The sequence below is a fragment of the Pediococcus sp. genome (assembly GCF_003533255.1).
In the GTDB taxonomy this organism is placed as follows: Bacteria; Bacillota; Bacilli; order Lactobacillales; family Lactobacillaceae; genus Pediococcus; species Pediococcus parvulus.
The window spans coordinates 62,794-77,675 of the sequence record NZ_DOEM01000035.1 but is presented as its reverse complement, the minus strand read 5'-3'; the positions used below and the strand labels follow the sequence as shown (position 1 = coordinate 77,675).

Genomic DNA, 14,882 nt, shown 5'->3' with positions numbered 1-14,882 from the left:
GGTTCGAGTCCGCCTGCCGGAGTAGTGATAAATGTTAACCTTCTCAATTGAAAGTTAGCATCTTTTTCTATACCTGCCGGCTTAGCTCAGTTGGTAGAGCATCGGTATCGTAAACCGAGGGTCGGGTGTTCAAGTCGCCTAGCCGGCATTGAATAAGACACCGTTTATGGTGTCTTTTGTTGTTTTTAGGAGAATTTGGGAAGCTTTACCCCTAAAAATAATACACGATAAGCTACATAGAGATGTTTGGAGGAAGAAATAAATTGAATAACCAAAGTGACGTGAGCAATGATAAGTCCTTCTTTGGGCAACCTAGAGGGCTCTCAACATTGTTCTTTACAGAAATGTGGGAACGTTTCAGTTATTACGGAATGCGTGCCATTCTGTTATTCTATATGTACTATGCAGTATCAAAGGGTGGTCTCGGTTTTAGTCAGACAACTTCTGCTTCTGTGATGTCCATATATGGTTCATTAGTTTATCTAACGAGTGTAATCGGCGGTTTTGTTAGTGATCGTATTTTAGGACCAAGAAAAACTGTCTTTTGGGGCGGTATTTTCATCATGTTAGGACATATTGCACTAGCACTACCATTTGGAGCCCCAGCACTATTTATTTCAATTGCACTGATCGTCATCGGAACTGGGTTATTAAAGCCTAATGTTTCTGAAATGGTCGGCGGGTTATATACCGAAGAAGATATTCGTCGTGATTCAGGATTTAGCATCTTTGTTTTTGGAATTAACTTAGGAGCCTTGATTGCGCCACTGCTTGTTGGCTGGGTAGGAGCACACGTGAACTTTCACGTTGGTTTTTCACTAGCTGCAATTGGAATGTTCTTTGGTCTTCTTCAATACTACTTAGGTGGGAAAAAGTACTTAAGCAAAGACAGTTTGTATCCTTCTGACCCACTTGAGCCTAAGGACGCACATAAACTTGGATGGCAGGTGACCATTGGGGTTGTTATTTTTGCGCTTATCCTGCTCGTTATGCAACTGGCCAATGCCATGACAATTGACAATGTTGTCTTGTTATTAAGTTTGGTGGCAGTTGCCACACCAATTATTTATTTTGTTTTGATATTTTCAAGTAACAAAGTGACTAAAATTGAACGTTCTCGTCTTTGGGCTTATGTTCCGTTATTTATTGCCGCAGTGATTTTCTGGGCAATTGAAGAACAAGGATCAGTGGTTCTTGCCTTATACGCGGCTCAACGAACACAGTTACATTTAGGGCCAATTACTTTGGCGGCTTCACAATTCCAGTCCCTTAATCCGTTGTTTATTATGTTATATACACCATTCTTTGCCTGGATGTGGATTAAAATGGGGAACAAGCAACCTACATCTCCACATAAGTTTGCTTATGGGTTGGCGTTTGCGGGAGTTTCGTACTTATTCATTGCTTTACCAGGAATGATGTTTGGAACGGCTGGTAAAGTCAATCCCCTTTGGTTAGTTGGTAGCTGGGCAATTGTTGAAATTGGTGAGATGTTAATTTCGCCAATTGGTCTTTCTGTAACTACTAAACTAGCACCAAAAGCATTTAGTTCTCAAATGATGAGTATGTGGTTCTTGGCAGATGCTGCTGGTCAAGCAATTAATGCCCAAATTGTACGTTTTTACACGAGCGCGACAGAAGTTCCTTACTTCTTGGTTGTCGGCGCTGTCAGCATTGTTTTTGGCCTTCTATTGCTCTTGTTATCTAAATGGATTTCATCCAAGATGGTCGGTATCAATTAAATTTAAAAATAAAGATCAGTTCTTTAAAGGACTGATCTTTTTCTAATTAGAAGACAATTTTTTGTGAGGCGTGTAAAATGATCAACTAACAGTGTGAAAGGAGACAAATATGAGGATTGCAATAACAAGTGACAACCACTTTGACGTAAATCGCTTAGATGTTGATGAAACACTAAAAAATCAAGCAGAATATTTAAGCCAACAAAACGTTGGGTTGTATTTAATTGCTGGTGATTTATTTAATGATTTTACAAAGAGTCTAGCGTATGTGCAAAACTTACAAAACGAATTAGGTTCCCAAACGCTTGTAAAGTTTATTGCTGGGAACCATGATATGGTTCATGGCGTTACGTTCGAAGAATTAGAGAGCCAACTTGATAATAGTTATTTGCATAACCAATATTTTGATGTGCCAGAGACCGACTGGCGGGTAATTGGTAATAACGGGTGGTATGATTACAGTTTTGCGGACAATGTTAAGGGCAAAACTATCGCTAATTTTGAAACTTGGAAGCGTGCTTACTGGATAGATGGGTCTATTAAGCAACCAATGTCCGATGGTGAAAGAATGGGACTAGTTTTAGATGAAACTACTCAACAACTTAAAACGGCTCAGGAGGCCCAAAAACGTGTCCTGTACTTTACACATTTTGTACCACGACGTAATTATATTCGCTATGCACCTGAAGGAAATTTATGGAATATGGCTAATGCCTATATGGGGAGTGCAAAATTAGGACAAGTGTTAGAACAATTCGAAGTTAATAAGGTAATATTCGGTCATATGCACATTCATCCAGCTCCACAGCAATTTGAAAAAACGACTTACTACAATCAATCAGTAGGTTATTATACAAAACGAATTAAGGAATGGCAAAATGATACTTTCCTCGCCGAATGGCGATCACGACTGGTTTTCTTTGACCTTTAAAAAAATTAATTTGAGGAAATTTGTAAAAACCCCTTGATATTTGTTCAAATTTTCGGTATTATATTTTAGTCGGATGCGTTAGAAGTTTTAATGCAATTCAAAAGGGAAGGGTAGCGAAGTCTGGCTAAACGCGGCGGACTGTAAATCCGCTCCTTCGGGTTCGGTGGTTCGAATCCACTCCCTTCCATTTTATGAATGGGCTATAGCCAAGCGGTAAGGCATCGGGTTTTGATCCCGAGATGCGATGGTTCGATCCCATCTAGCCCAATAGTTACGCCTTTCTAAGTCGCTACCAGTTTAAGTACTGATGTAGAGGCTTTTTTTGTATCTTCTATTAATGCACTTAGGTAGTAAAGTTTTAGTGAAAAATAGGTTATCCTCTTATCTTCAAAAATTTACGGTACAATAGGTTCATATTAGGTGGGCTTATTTTTTTATTATTGATGAGTTTTCTTTCTAGTAGTGGAATAGACGGAGGCGTCTAATGAATTATACATTTATCGGTGACATTCATTCAGCTAGTGATGATTTAAAAGTACTTTTGAATGCCATTAATACGGAAGAGGATCGCCTGATTTTTCTAGGTGATTACATTGATGGGACAGCAACTCGGCATTTTTCAAAGCATGAAGAAACGCAATTAATTGATCCGTTAGGTGTTTTAGATATTTTGATGAATCGGGTTAATCAGCACAGTGATATTGTATTACTTGGCAACCATGATGATTTTTGGGTACAGACAGCTACTGGTGATGATTTGAGTTATCAAACGTGGCGAATTAATGGTGGTGCTCATACGTGGCGAAAATTAGGAATTCACTCCGGCGCGCTACCTGTGATTCAAAGGGCACTCAATGCTCCAAAACTGGCCCCTTACACGAAGTTCTTAAGTAATCGACCATTTACCTGGGAAACTGGCAAAATACTTGCAGTCCATGCTGGTGTTCGTTGGGGAGTGAGTCTTAATAAACAAGAAAAAGACGATTTACTTTGGATTAGAAATGACTATTATTTCAATGCAGGATTGGAATCAGCGGGATGGCATAAAAATGAGTTAGGTAAGGTGATTGTCACTGGACATACACCAGTTCAGATCTTTAATCGATCCGGATTCATAAAAATGCAAGCTGACAGTCAAGATGTACCGCGTTATTTAATTGATGCTGGTAGTCGTTCCGGTGCATTTAGTGGTGGAATTGTGGCATTAACGCTTGATCCAAATGGAGGGTTCGTTTCAGCAAAATTTGTGGTGAACCAACAAGTTCAGGAGATTCCAAATAAGTTAATTGAAGAAGATTTTCTGTCAAAAGATCCCAAGTAAGCAATGATAAAAGTCGCAAACCCATGAACAACTGGATTTGCGACTTTTTTAACATCTTATTTAATTAATCAGCCACTGGTTTTAACGCCAGGGCTTTGGCGGCTTCTTCACAGTCGTCAAAATGATGTTTGGTTCGACCAAGAATTTGGTAATCTTCGTGTCCTTTTCCGGCAATCAGGATGACGTCTCCCGACTTAGCCGATTCAACAGCTTTCGTAATGGCCTCCCGGCGATCAATGTAAACTTCGGGGTGATCGTTTGGAACGCCGGCTAGCATATCATTTAAAATAGCCTGCGGGTCTTCTGTACGTGGATTATCCGCGGTAAAAATCGGCTTCGTACTGTATTCAACGGCAATTTTTGCCATTTTGGCCCGCTTTCCTTTATCACGATCGCCACCACAACCAATCACACAGTAAATGTCTTTTTTAGCAAAGGAATGGATGGTCTCTAAAGCATTTAAAAGACTATCTGGTGTATGTGAATAATCAACAATTACCCGGACCCCTGTATGAGAAGGGATGGATTGAAAACGGCCTTTTACCCCCGAAACTTTTTCCAATGAAGTGATAATTTGTGCTTCTGGTAGCCCGCCTGCATAAGCCGCGGCAAAGGCAGCCAACGGATTGTAAACATTAAATTGGCCAATCAGTTTCGTTGTGACATGGGTGAGATGACCAAATACGGACAAGTCAAATTCAGTACCATGACTATAAATCTGAATGTTTTGAGCACGAATCATCGCATCGGTATTGAGCCCATAGGTCAACACGTGGGCAGCGGTATATTGTTCAAACTCACGACCAACGGGATCATCGGTATTTAAAACGGCGACTTTACTAGTGCCGTCTGCATTATATTTATTGCCTAATTGAGCAAACAACATACTTTTAGCGTGAATATAATCATCCATAGTTTTGTGAAAATCTAAATGATCACGCGTGAGATTTGTGAAGACAGCAACATCGTAATCAATTCCCCAAACGCGGCCCAAAACTAAAGCAATCGACGAAACTTCCATTGAAACGATTTTTACGCCAACTTCGCGCATTTGTGCCAAAGTCTTTTGCGTTGTGATGGCATCCGGTGTGGTATTCTCAGTTGGAAAAGTTTCATCTTTAATGCGGCGATACATGGTTCCCATCAGACCAGTCGCCTGATTTTGATCTCGATAAATTTGGTCGATTAAATGGGTAACGGTTGTTTTGCCATTGGTGCCAGTCACACCAATCATATGCATTTTTTGGCTAGGAGCCTCAAAAAAAACATCGGCAAGGATTGCCATGGCTCGTTCAGTGTTTTGTACATACACAACAGGAACGGTAACGTTGATCCGCTTTTGAGCCACAATGATTTTGGCGCCTTTTTCAACAGCTTGTTTAACCAATGTATGACCATCAATGTGATAGCCACCTACGGCGATAAACATCGCACCAGGTTGAATCTCGCGGGTATCCTGAGTCAACATTGTCACATCAAAATCAGTTGTGATAGTTGGCTGAACTTGCTTGAATTTTAAACTATTAATTAATTTGCTAACTTTCATTGAGAACGCTCCTTTTTAGAATAGGCAGATAACTGACTGACATTACTGTTGAGTAAGGGTGAATTGATGGCTTTGTAAAAATTCATCGTGTAAACTGTTTAAAGCCGCAGTGAGGTCGGTTTTATGAATTAGAACCCAAATGGTCGTATAACTATCAGTTGATTGTAAAATATCGATATGGTGCTTGGCTAATGTGTTGACAATCCGGGCCGTGATCCCTGGAGTGCCCGTAATTCCGGCTCCTACAATGGCAACCTTGGCGCAATCAGAAACCATTCGATAGTTTGCATGGGCGGTTGCTAAAGTCTTTTCAGCAAGCCAGGTATCCATTTGTGGCAAATTGAAAACAACCGAATCGGTAGAAATATTAATAAAATCAATACTGAGATTTTGTGCGGCCATTAATTGGAAAATCTGACCAGATGTTAGGTTCTCAGTTGAAACAGAAAATTGAGTTAAGTTGTTTTGGTTGGTTATACCTGTAACAGTTCGATAATGAGAAATGTGGGGATTTCTTTCGCCAACAATTGTGCCTAATTCTTCAGGTTGTTGATAGGTTGCCCGAATCCGCATTGATAAGTTAGCTTGTTTAGCAACTTCAACAGCTCGTGGATGGATGACACGAGCGCCATTATGGGCCAAATTGGCAAGCTCATCATAGCTGATGGACTTGAGACAACGGGCCCTTTTTACAAGTTGAGGATCCGCCGTCATGATGCCGCTTACGTCGGTAAAAATATCTACCAATTCAGCGTTTAAGGCCATACCCAAAACGGCAGCCGAGACATCAGAACCGCCACGGCCGATGGTTGTGATTTCGCCATCTTTAGTGGCACCTTGAAACCCAGCAACAACGACGACATTCGTCTTTTTAAACATTTTTTTGATAGGAGTCGGGTCAACGTTAAGTATTTTGGCATTTTGAAATTCATCATCGGTTACAATTCCGGCCTCACTGCCCGTTAAAGCAGTGGCATCTAAGCCAGCTTCACGGGCCTGTTCTGTAAACACGGTTGCGGAAACAATTTCACCAACGGAAACCAACATATCTAACTCACGTTTAGATAACCTTGATTGGTTATTGTGGACCAGATTTAAAAGACCGTCTGTTGTGTAGGATGCTCCTGGTTCCCGAAAGGCGGAAACCAAAACCACGACTTTTTTACCGTGATCAACTGCGTATTTCACATGCACTAAAGCTTGCTTTCTAGCGGCTACATCTTTAACAGAAGTGCCCCCGAATTTTTGAATAACAATCTCCATTTTATCTATACCAACTCTCTATCGTTCTTCGGTTCTAACTCTTCCACATAAATTTTGTGCCACATCATAAAGGTGAGAATCGTCCATAATTTTCGGGAATTATCTGCAACACCATCACGGTGATCATCTAATAACGTTAAAAAGTAGTTTTTATCAAAATACTGATCCGTTTGGGAATCTTGAATAATTGTGCGTGCCCAATCATACATTTCACTTTTTAGCCAGAAACGGATTGGCACAGGGAAACCTAATTTTTTACGATGTAAGACGTGATCAGGTACAATACCTTCAACTGCCTTTCGTAAAATATATTTGGTCGTTCCATGACTAATTCGTAAATCAGCTGGAATGCTGGAAGCCACTTTGAAAACTTCTCGATCCACAAATGGGGTTCGTAATTCCAAACTGTGTGCCATGGTAGTTCGGTCAGCATTGTGAAGCAAATCGCCGTTTAACCAGGTGTGCATATCAATAAATTGCATTCTTGTAATCGGGTCATAATCTTGTGATTCGTCATAAAATGGTTTGGTAATGGATTGAAATGGATGACTGAGATTATAATTTTTAAAAAATGCACGTTTTTCGGTTTCATTAAATATAAAGGCATTGCCAACATAACGTTTTTCAAGGGGTGTGGTGCCACGTAACAAAAATGAGCGACCCTTTACGCCACGCGGAATTAATCGGGCAATATGATTTAAAGCGCCATTTAAGGGCTTGGTGTAATTAAATACACTTAATGATTCTGGTTCGTGATAGATAGTGTAACCACCAAACAACTCATCAGCACCTTCACCTGTTAAGGCTACTTTTACATGTTTCACAGCTTCTTTTGCCAAGAAATATTGGGGCACAGCAGCCGGATCCGCAAGGGGATCATCCATACTCCAAACAAACTTAGGAAAAGCTTCCATGAATGCTTCAGGGGTAATTAAACTGCTGTAATTTTTAACGTCTAATTTTTCAGCCGTTTCTTGGGCAACATCTAATTCACTGTAGCCTTCGCGTTCGAATCCAACTGAAATCGTTTCTAGGTTGGGGTTAAAATTTTTTGCCATGGCCACAATAATTGATGAATCAATTCCGCCAGATAAGAAGGAACCAACTGGCACGTCAGAGCGCATATGCATTTTGACGGAATCTAACAAAACTTCGCGAATCTTTTTGATGTAGGCCGTTTCCGATTCGCTCGAAGTATGAAATTCTCGATGGTAGTAACGATTAATTACGAGATCATCACCAATTTTTTTGGTTAATGTACATCCTGGTGAAAGTAGCTTGATTTCTTTAGTTAGGGTTTCTGGTTCTGGTACAAATTGGAATGTCATGTAATCTTGCAAGGCATCATGATCAAAAGTTCGCTGCGCAAGAATTTTGTAAATGGCTTTACTTTCGGAAGCATAATATAACTGGTCGCCTTGGATGGCATAGTAAAATGGTTTAATACCAAATTGGTCGCGAGCAGCAAAGAAAGTCTTTTCTTGTTTATCCCAAATCACAAACGAAAACATGCCGCGTAAATATTTAGTGACGTCAGATTGGTATTTGGCATACAAAGCTAAAATAACTTCGGAGTCAGACTCTGTTTTAAAACCGTATCCGTCTTTAATTAAATCATTCCGTAACTCAACAAAGTTATAAATTTCACCATTAAAAGTTAGCCAGTAGCGTTCATTATCATAGGATAGGGGTTGATGGCCGCCATCCAAATCAATGATACTTAAACGCCGGAATCCCATGGTGATGTGAGCATCTTCAAAGTAGCCACTATCGTCAGGGCCTCTATGGACCAACATATTTGTCATTTCATGAACTGTATTGTTTTCAGTCTGACCGTCGATTTTTGAAAGGTCGGTCAAACAGCCTGCGAATCCACACATACGGCCATCTCCTCTTTTTGTTTTATTAACTTTATATTTATGACTATATAGGTAACAGATTAAATCAAGTTTAAAAAACGGTATAAATCAAGAATTAACTAATTTTAACTGTAAAAAAGCGTTTTCACAACGAAAACAAATTGTTATTTTGAAAAATGATAAAATGGGAATATAAAAAAAGAAAGTAAGTGAATAAAAATGAAAATTGGATTTATTGGAGTTGGCAACATGGCAAAGGCCATTATTATTGGGTTGATCAAGGCGGGAGTTTCGGGAACGGACATTTTGGTGCACAGTGGTCACCTTGAACATTATGAGGCATTTGCAAAACAAAATCAGTTGGCGCTGGAAACTAGTAATGAAGAGGTTGCTAAAAAGGCGGATGTGGTGGTATTAGCCGTTAAACCAGACATTGCCAAACAGGTGTTAACTGATATTAAATTGGAAGTGAACAGTGCTGACAAATTAGTGGCTTCCGTCGTTTCTGGTCTAGAGATTGCCGAAATGCAGGCCATTATTGGTGATTGGCCAATTATGCGGGTGATGCCAAACGTTAATGTTGAAATTAATGAAGGGATGACCGCCTTGGCTGCAAGTGGCCCACTAACAGATTCACCATTTAATATTGGTAAAAATATTTTTGAAAAAGTTGGGAAGGTCATGGAAGTATCTGAATCTGACTTCACAACCTTTGGAGCGATTGCAGGTAGTGCGCCGGCGTATGCTTACTTTTTCATTGATGCGTTATCACGAGCGGGCGTTAAGTATGGGTTGACTAAGCAGGCAGCAACCAAAATTGCGGCCCAAGTTGTGAATGGGAGTGCCAAAATGGTTCTTGAGGCCGATGATAACCCAGCTGCTTTAATTGATAAGGTTTCTTCACCAGGTGGGACAACGGTCGCCGGTTTTCTAGCAATGGAAGAGGCCGGTTTTATGACCTCGGTAGTCAAAGGCATTGATGCCACCATTGCGAAAGAAAAAGGTGAATAACAGATTCTCCTTGCAGTTGTGGTCTATACCGATTATAATGAACTTAAATAAAACTGAAGGAGATTTTTAACTAATGAGTACTGTATTGAAACACGCCACGATTTATACTGGTTTAGAGAAAATTGATGACGGCTTTATTCGGTTTAACAAACAAATCGAAGCTGTTGGGCCAATGAGCGAGTTCCGTCCCTTGCCAGATGACGAAATTCACTTTGCTGCAGAAACAATTGTGACCCCAGGATTTATTGATGTGCACAGTCATGGCGGCTATGGGTTTGATGCCATGGATGGTGACGCTGACCAAATTAACGAAATGGTTACGAAAATGACAAAAACAGAAGGAATTACCACTTACTTCTGTACCACAATGACGCAATCGAACGAAAACATTGATCATGCGATGAAAGGAGTAGCTAAAGCAGCTGCTGTCAATCCCGTCATTAAAGGGGTACATTTGGAAGGGCCCTTTATTTCAGCTACTTTCAAAGGTGCACAACCAGAACAATACATTAAAGATCCTGACGTTCACTTGTTGGAACAGTGGAACAAGTCTGCTAATGGGTTAGTTAAATTAATCACCATGGCTCCTGAAGATAAGGGTACCGATGAATTTGAATCTTACTGTTTAGCACATGGAATTGTGCCATCTGTTGGCCATAGTAATGCCAAACGGGCGGATTTATTAAATAGTAAAGTGAGTCACGGAACTCATTTGTACAATGCACAACGGGAATGGAAGCATCGTGAACCAGGCGTTACCGGCCACGTAATGTTGGAAGACAACATCTATGCTGAATTAATTTGTGACGGTTTCCATATTGTTCCTGACATGTTGCGTTTGGCATACGAAGTTAAAGGCCCAGAACGGATCGAATTGGTAACTGACTCGATGCGTTCTAAAGGAATGCCTGAAGGCGAAAGTGAATTAGGTGGCCAAAAAGTTTATGTTAAAGACAAGCAGGCTCGCTTAGCTGACGGAACCTTAGCTGGTTCAGTTTTGGAATATACAGATGCCTTCAAGAATGCCATGAAATTTATGGGATGCAGTATTGAAGATGCCGTACAGATGAGTTCTGTCAACCAGGCTAACGAATTTGGTTTGGACAGTAAGGGAACTCTTGAAGTGGGTAAAGATGCGGATTTGAACTTGTTTGATGATAACCTGAACAAGTTGGCTACTTACAGCTATGGCCGTGAATTCTCAAATACTGAAAAATAAAGTTCCGAAACTAGCTATTTTTTCGTTATAATAAGCTTATAGTCGTTTACAGGAGGTGGAATCGTGGGATCCCCCATTTATATTCAAATTCACAATGAAATTAAAAAATCTATCGAGGCTGGTAAATGGGCAGTTGGTGACCGTATTCCAGCAGAACGTGAATTAGCAGAACAGTTCAATGTAAGCCGAATGACACTTAGACAAGCCATTCAGACATTAGTTGATGAGGGTATTTTGGAGCGTCGTGTGGGTTCGGGTACTTTTGTAGCTAATCAGAAAGTTCAAGAAAAAATGTCTGGTGTGACCAGTTTCACTGACTTAATGATTGCGCAAGGTAAAACTCCTTCCAGCAAAACGATTTCGTACCATGCGGGGCAACCTTCTATGAGTGAAAGCGAAAAGTTAGAGCTAAATGATGGTGAATTAGTTTTGCGGATGGAACGAATTCGGTATGCGGATAAAGTGCCTATCTGTTTTGAGACGGCTACGGTACCAGAAAATCTCGTGAAAGATTTCAGTAAGGCTGAAGTAACCAGTTCATTGTATGGTACGTTAGAGAAAAAGGCGGGATTAGTTCCCGGTAGGGCAACTCAGACCGTTTCGGCAATGCTAGCTTCTGAAAAGATTGCCGAATATCTATCTGTAAAACGTGGAGAAGCAATTTTACGTTTACGTCAGGTGTCGTATTTACAAGATGGGAAACCATTTGAATATGTGCGCACTCAATATGTGGGCGAACGATTTGAATTTTATCTCAATCGTTAAAAACACAAAAAATAGTTTGTCGATTTTCGAAATGAAAATGACAAACTATTTTTAGTATCAGAGCTTATTTTGTTTTTTGAGTTGATGAATTTTCCACATGAATTGAGGAATTATCATTTGTCGTTTGAGCCGTTTGGGTTCGGTAATTAATCGGTAAAACCATTCTAAATGATGATTTTGCCAAAATTGAGGTGCTCGTTTAACAATCCCTACAAAGACATCAAAACTGCCACCCACGCCCATCCATAACCCGTTTGTGAGGTGACGATGACTCGCAATAAACTGCTCTTGCTTGGGAAAACCAGTTGCAACGAAGACAATATCGGGTTGTTGGGCTTTAATCTCAGCTGCAATTAATGATTCGTCTTTATAGTAACCATCGCGGGCACCGACAACTTGAACGCCGGGAAAGTTAGCAGCTAATTTGGTTGTTAAAAGGTTGATCACATGCGGTTTAGCTCCTAAAAAATACACTTTCTTTTGTGTTTGATCGGCCCATTTAAGGAGACCTGTAAAAATATCAAATCCCGTGATTCGCTCAGGTAACGGTGTTTTTAGCGTTGCTGCGGCTTTAATAATGCCAATTCCATCCGGTGAGATATAGTCAGATTTTAAGATAAGGTTACGATAGGGTTCATTTCGGTTTGCATACATGACAATTTCCGGATTTGCCGTGACAACAAACGTATTTTGGTGATTTTGAATTCGAGTTTGGAGTTGATTGATAAACTGATTACGTGTGGTATTTGCAAATGGAATCCCCATAATTTTAACGCTTCGAAATGGGTCATTCATAATAAAATCAATCCTTTCGACTATTGAAAATGACGCACCATGGAAAAAATGATAAAATAGGTGCAACTATTGTTAATATTATTAAACCACTAACTAACTGAGGAGTACAATCGTCATGACTAAAAAATATCCGGATGACAGTTTAACGTTACATACGGATGCCTATCAAATTAACATGATTCAAACTTACTGGGAACAAGGAATTCACAATAAGAACGCTGTTTTTGAAGTTTTCTTTCGAGATATGCCTTTTAAAAATGGGTACGCGATTTTTGCTGGTTTGGAAAGAGTCGTGAAGTATATCCAACAGTTGCACTTTACGGATTCTGATTTGGCTTATTTGAAAGAATCAGAACATTATCCGGATGACTTCTTGGAATATTTGCGTAACTTTAAATTTAGTGGCACAATTCGTTCCGCTGTTGAAGGTGATTTAGTTTTCAACGGCGAACCAATTATGCAAGTGGAAGGTCCGTTAGCTGATTGCCAATTAGTTGAAACCGCCATTTTAAATGTTGTGAACTATCAAACTTTGATAGCCACTAAAGCGTCACGAATTAAATCCGTCGTTGGTAACGATGCCTTGTTAGAGTTTGGTACGCGCCGTGCTCAAGAAATGAGTGCCGCAATTTGGGGGACTAGGGCGGCTTACATCGGCGGTTTTGATGCCACAAGTAATGTCCGGGCAGGTAAAATTTTTGGAATTCCGATCAGCGGAACCCATGCGCATGCCCTGGTTCAGTACTATCGTAACGATTATGATGCTTTTAAAGCATATGCCCAAACCCATCATGATTGCGTGTTTTTGGTAGATACCTATGACACGCTCAAAAGTGGGGTACCCAATGCGATTAGGGTAGCCAAAGAAATGGGTGATAAGATTAATTTCTTGGGCGTTCGAATTGATAGTGGTGATATGGCTTACTTATCAAAGCGTGTACGCGAGCAATTAGACGAAGCTGGTTTTCCGAATGCCAAAGTTTATGCTTCAAATGATTTAGATGAAAAAACAATTCAAAACTTAAAAATGCAGGGTGCCAAAATTGATGTTTGGGGTGTCGGCACAAAATTAATTACCGCTTATGATCAACCAGCTTTAGGGGCCGTTTACAAGATGGTTTCTATCGAGGGTGAAGACGGTAAGATGGTTGATACCATTAAACTATCTAACAATGTGGAAAAAGTTTCTACCCCCGGTAAAAAACAAGTTTGGCGAATTTCTAAAAATGCAGATGGTAAATCAGAGGGGGATTACGTGACCCTCTGGGATGAAGATCCGCAAAAGCAACCTTCAATTTACATGTTCCATCCAAATTATACGTACATTAACAAAACGGTGAGTGATTTCAATGCACGCCCACTGTTACATGAAATTTTTAAAGATGGCAAGCTGGTTTATAAACTTCCAGAACTGAAAGATGTTAAGGAATACTCTCGCAAGATGTTGGATTCCTTATGGGATGAATATAAACGTGATTTGAATCCGCAAGACTATCCCGTTGATTTATCTGAGAAATGTTATGACCATAAGATGAACAGCATTAATGGTGTTCGAAAATACGTCAGTTCGTTAAAATTTAGTGAATAAGAGAGATGGCAACAATGCGAAAATTACAACAAGAGATTATCAAAAATTTAAGAGTGGCGCCCGAAATTGATCCAAAAACGGAAATTCGCCGTAGTGTTGATTTCCTAAAAACGTATCTAAAGAAAAACACCTTTATCAAAAGCTTTGTGCTAGGCATTTCCGGGGGTCAGGACTCAACATTAACCGGTAAACTAGGGCAGATGGCCATTACTGAAATGCGTGAAGAAACTGGCGACCAAGATTACCAGTTTATCGCAGTCCGTTTGCCATATGGCGTGCAAGCTGATGAATCGGATGCAATGGCGGCGATCGAATATATACAAGCTGATCAAGTTAAACGGGTCGACATCAAACCAGCTGCTGACGCAATGGTACAGGCACTTGAAGCTAATGATTTGAAGATTAGTGATTTTAACAAGGGAAATATCAAGGCCCGAGAACGCATGATTGCTCAGTACGGAATTGCTGGTGCTAATAATGGCATCGTGCTTGGTACGGATCACGCCGCTGAATCGGTGACGGGCTTTTATACCAAGTTCGGTGACGGTGGTGCAGATGTTACTCCAATTTGGCGGTTAGATAAGCGTCAAGGCAAGGCACTTTTAGAAGAGTTGAATGCGCCAAAACACTTATACGAAAAGGTTCCAACGGCTGATTTGGAAGATAATCGTCCGGCCTTGCCTGATGAAGTAGCGCTTGGCGTGACTTACGATGATATTGATAATTATCTAGAGGGGCATGAAATCGAAACTAAGGCTGCGGAAAAAATCGAAAGTTGGTATCAAAAAACGGCGCACAAACGTCATTTACCATATACTGTTTACGATAAATTCTAGAAGATT

General features: G+C 40.3%; 12 protein-coding genes and 3 tRNA genes. 11 read left to right on the top strand and 4 right to left on the bottom strand.

Annotated features, from left to right (window positions below):
• Positions 1-75: 75 nt before the first annotated feature.
• The 6 genes from DD627_RS08545 to DD627_RS08520 all read left to right on the top strand — a co-directional run bounded on the left by DD627_RS08545 (position 76) and on the right by DD627_RS08520 (position 3,994).
• Positions 76-148: transfer RNA gene (locus DD627_RS08545), tRNA-Thr, on the top strand.
• 94 nt (positions 149-242) lie between these two features.
• Positions 243-1,742: a peptide MFS transporter gene (locus DD627_RS08540; protein ID WP_375710193.1), complete on the top strand. Its 1,500-nt coding sequence runs from the start codon at positions 243-245 to the stop codon at positions 1,740-1,742.
• Between the two features lie 109 nt (positions 1,743-1,851).
• Positions 1,852-2,673, top strand: coding sequence for a metallophosphoesterase (locus DD627_RS08535; protein ID WP_068806265.1), 822 nt, complete (start codon positions 1,852-1,854; stop codon positions 2,671-2,673).
• A 104-nt stretch (positions 2,674-2,777) separates the two neighbouring features.
• A tRNA-Tyr gene (locus tag DD627_RS08530) sits at positions 2,778-2,860 on the top strand.
• Positions 2,861-2,869: 9 nt separating this feature from the next.
• A tRNA-Gln gene (locus DD627_RS08525) sits at positions 2,870-2,941 on the top strand.
• 216 nt (positions 2,942-3,157) lie between these two features.
• Positions 3,158-3,994 (top strand): metallophosphoesterase, encoded by an 837-nt coding sequence (locus tag DD627_RS08520; RefSeq protein WP_068806263.1) that lies wholly within the window; start codon positions 3,158-3,160, stop codon positions 3,992-3,994.
• Between the two features lie 64 nt (positions 3,995-4,058).
• Here the strand turns inward: DD627_RS08520 and DD627_RS08515 are convergent, their stop codons facing one another.
• The 3 genes from DD627_RS08515 to asnB are packed head-to-tail and all read right to left on the bottom strand — an operon-like array spanning position 4,059 to position 8,683.
• On the bottom strand, positions 4,059-5,540 hold the full coding sequence (locus DD627_RS08515; protein WP_260267844.1) for a UDP-N-acetylmuramoyl-L-alanyl-D-glutamate--2,6-diaminopimelate ligase: 1,482 nt from the start codon (positions 5,538-5,540) through the stop codon (positions 4,059-4,061).
• A 42-nt stretch (positions 5,541-5,582) separates the two neighbouring features.
• A complete protein-coding gene (gene dapG / locus DD627_RS08510) occupies positions 5,583-6,803 on the bottom strand; it encodes an aspartate kinase (protein ID WP_260267845.1) in 1,221 nt (406 codons plus the stop codon).
• A gap of 5 nt (positions 6,804-6,808) precedes the next feature.
• Positions 6,809-8,683: an asparagine synthase (glutamine-hydrolyzing) gene (asnB, locus tag DD627_RS08505; protein ID WP_260274826.1), complete on the bottom strand. Its 1,875-nt coding sequence runs from the start codon at positions 8,681-8,683 to the stop codon at positions 6,809-6,811.
• 198 nt (positions 8,684-8,881) lie between these two features.
• Here asnB and proC point away from each other — a divergent pair, with 198 nt between their 5' ends.
• The 3 genes from proC (at position 8,882) to DD627_RS08490 (ending at position 11,657) form a co-directional block, all read left to right on the top strand.
• The gene (gene proC / locus DD627_RS08500) at positions 8,882-9,673 is read left to right on the top strand and encodes a pyrroline-5-carboxylate reductase (RefSeq protein WP_068806251.1); all 792 of its coding nucleotides are present in this window, start codon (positions 8,882-8,884) and stop codon (positions 9,671-9,673) included.
• A 73-nt stretch (positions 9,674-9,746) separates the two neighbouring features.
• Complete coding sequence (gene nagA / locus DD627_RS08495; RefSeq protein ID WP_260274827.1) at positions 9,747-10,892, top strand: N-acetylglucosamine-6-phosphate deacetylase; 1,146 nt, start codon at positions 9,747-9,749, stop codon at positions 10,890-10,892.
• 63 nt (positions 10,893-10,955) lie between these two features.
• The gene (locus DD627_RS08490; protein ID WP_260274828.1) at positions 10,956-11,657 is read left to right on the top strand and encodes a GntR family transcriptional regulator; all 702 of its coding nucleotides are present in this window, start codon (positions 10,956-10,958) and stop codon (positions 11,655-11,657) included.
• A 57-nt stretch (positions 11,658-11,714) separates the two neighbouring features.
• Here the strand turns inward: DD627_RS08490 and DD627_RS08485 are convergent, their stop codons facing one another.
• Positions 11,715-12,452, bottom strand: coding sequence for a WecB/TagA/CpsF family glycosyltransferase (locus DD627_RS08485; protein ID WP_260267848.1), 738 nt, complete (start codon positions 12,450-12,452; stop codon positions 11,715-11,717).
• A gap of 115 nt (positions 12,453-12,567) precedes the next feature.
• Here DD627_RS08485 and DD627_RS08480 point away from each other — a divergent pair, with 115 nt between their 5' ends.
• Both DD627_RS08480 and nadE read left to right on the top strand, forming a co-directional pair.
• On the top strand, positions 12,568-14,040 hold the full coding sequence (locus DD627_RS08480) for a nicotinate phosphoribosyltransferase (protein WP_057784634.1): 1,473 nt from the start codon (positions 12,568-12,570) through the stop codon (positions 14,038-14,040).
• A gap of 14 nt (positions 14,041-14,054) precedes the next feature.
• On the top strand, positions 14,055-14,876 hold the full coding sequence (nadE, locus tag DD627_RS08475; RefSeq protein ID WP_057784633.1) for an NAD(+) synthase: 822 nt from the start codon (positions 14,055-14,057) through the stop codon (positions 14,874-14,876).
• The last annotated feature ends 6 nt before the right edge of the window (positions 14,877-14,882 follow it).

Bases quoted from the DNA above. Each gene is read 5' to 3' on its own strand.
- nagA (WP_260274827.1), top strand. From the start codon at position 9,747: ATGAGTACTGTATTGAAACACGCCACGATTTATACTGGTTTAGAGAAA.
- nadE (WP_057784633.1), top strand. From the start codon at position 14,055: ATGCGAAAATTACAACAAGAGATTATCAAAAATTTAAGAGTGGCGCCC.
- DD627_RS08485 (WP_260267848.1), bottom strand. From the start codon at position 12,452: ATGAATGACCCATTTCGAAGCGTTAAAATTATGGGGATTCCATTTGCA.
- DD627_RS08515 (WP_260267844.1), bottom strand. From the start codon at position 5,540: ATGAAAGTTAGCAAATTAATTAATAGTTTAAAATTCAAGCAAGTTCAG.
- DD627_RS08540 (WP_375710193.1), top strand. From the start codon at position 243: ATGTTTGGAGGAAGAAATAAATTGAATAACCAAAGTGACGTGAGCAAT.
- asnB (WP_260274826.1), bottom strand. From the start codon at position 8,683: ATGTGTGGATTCGCAGGCTGTTTGACCGACCTTTCAAAAATCGACGGT.
- DD627_RS08535 (WP_068806265.1), top strand. From the start codon at position 1,852: ATGAGGATTGCAATAACAAGTGACAACCACTTTGACGTAAATCGCTTA.
- DD627_RS08520 (WP_068806263.1), top strand. From the start codon at position 3,158: ATGAATTATACATTTATCGGTGACATTCATTCAGCTAGTGATGATTTA.
- proC (WP_068806251.1), top strand. From the start codon at position 8,882: ATGAAAATTGGATTTATTGGAGTTGGCAACATGGCAAAGGCCATTATT.
- DD627_RS08480 (WP_057784634.1), top strand. From the start codon at position 12,568: ATGACTAAAAAATATCCGGATGACAGTTTAACGTTACATACGGATGCC.
- dapG (WP_260267845.1), bottom strand. From the start codon at position 6,803: ATGGAGATTGTTATTCAAAAATTCGGGGGCACTTCTGTTAAAGATGTA.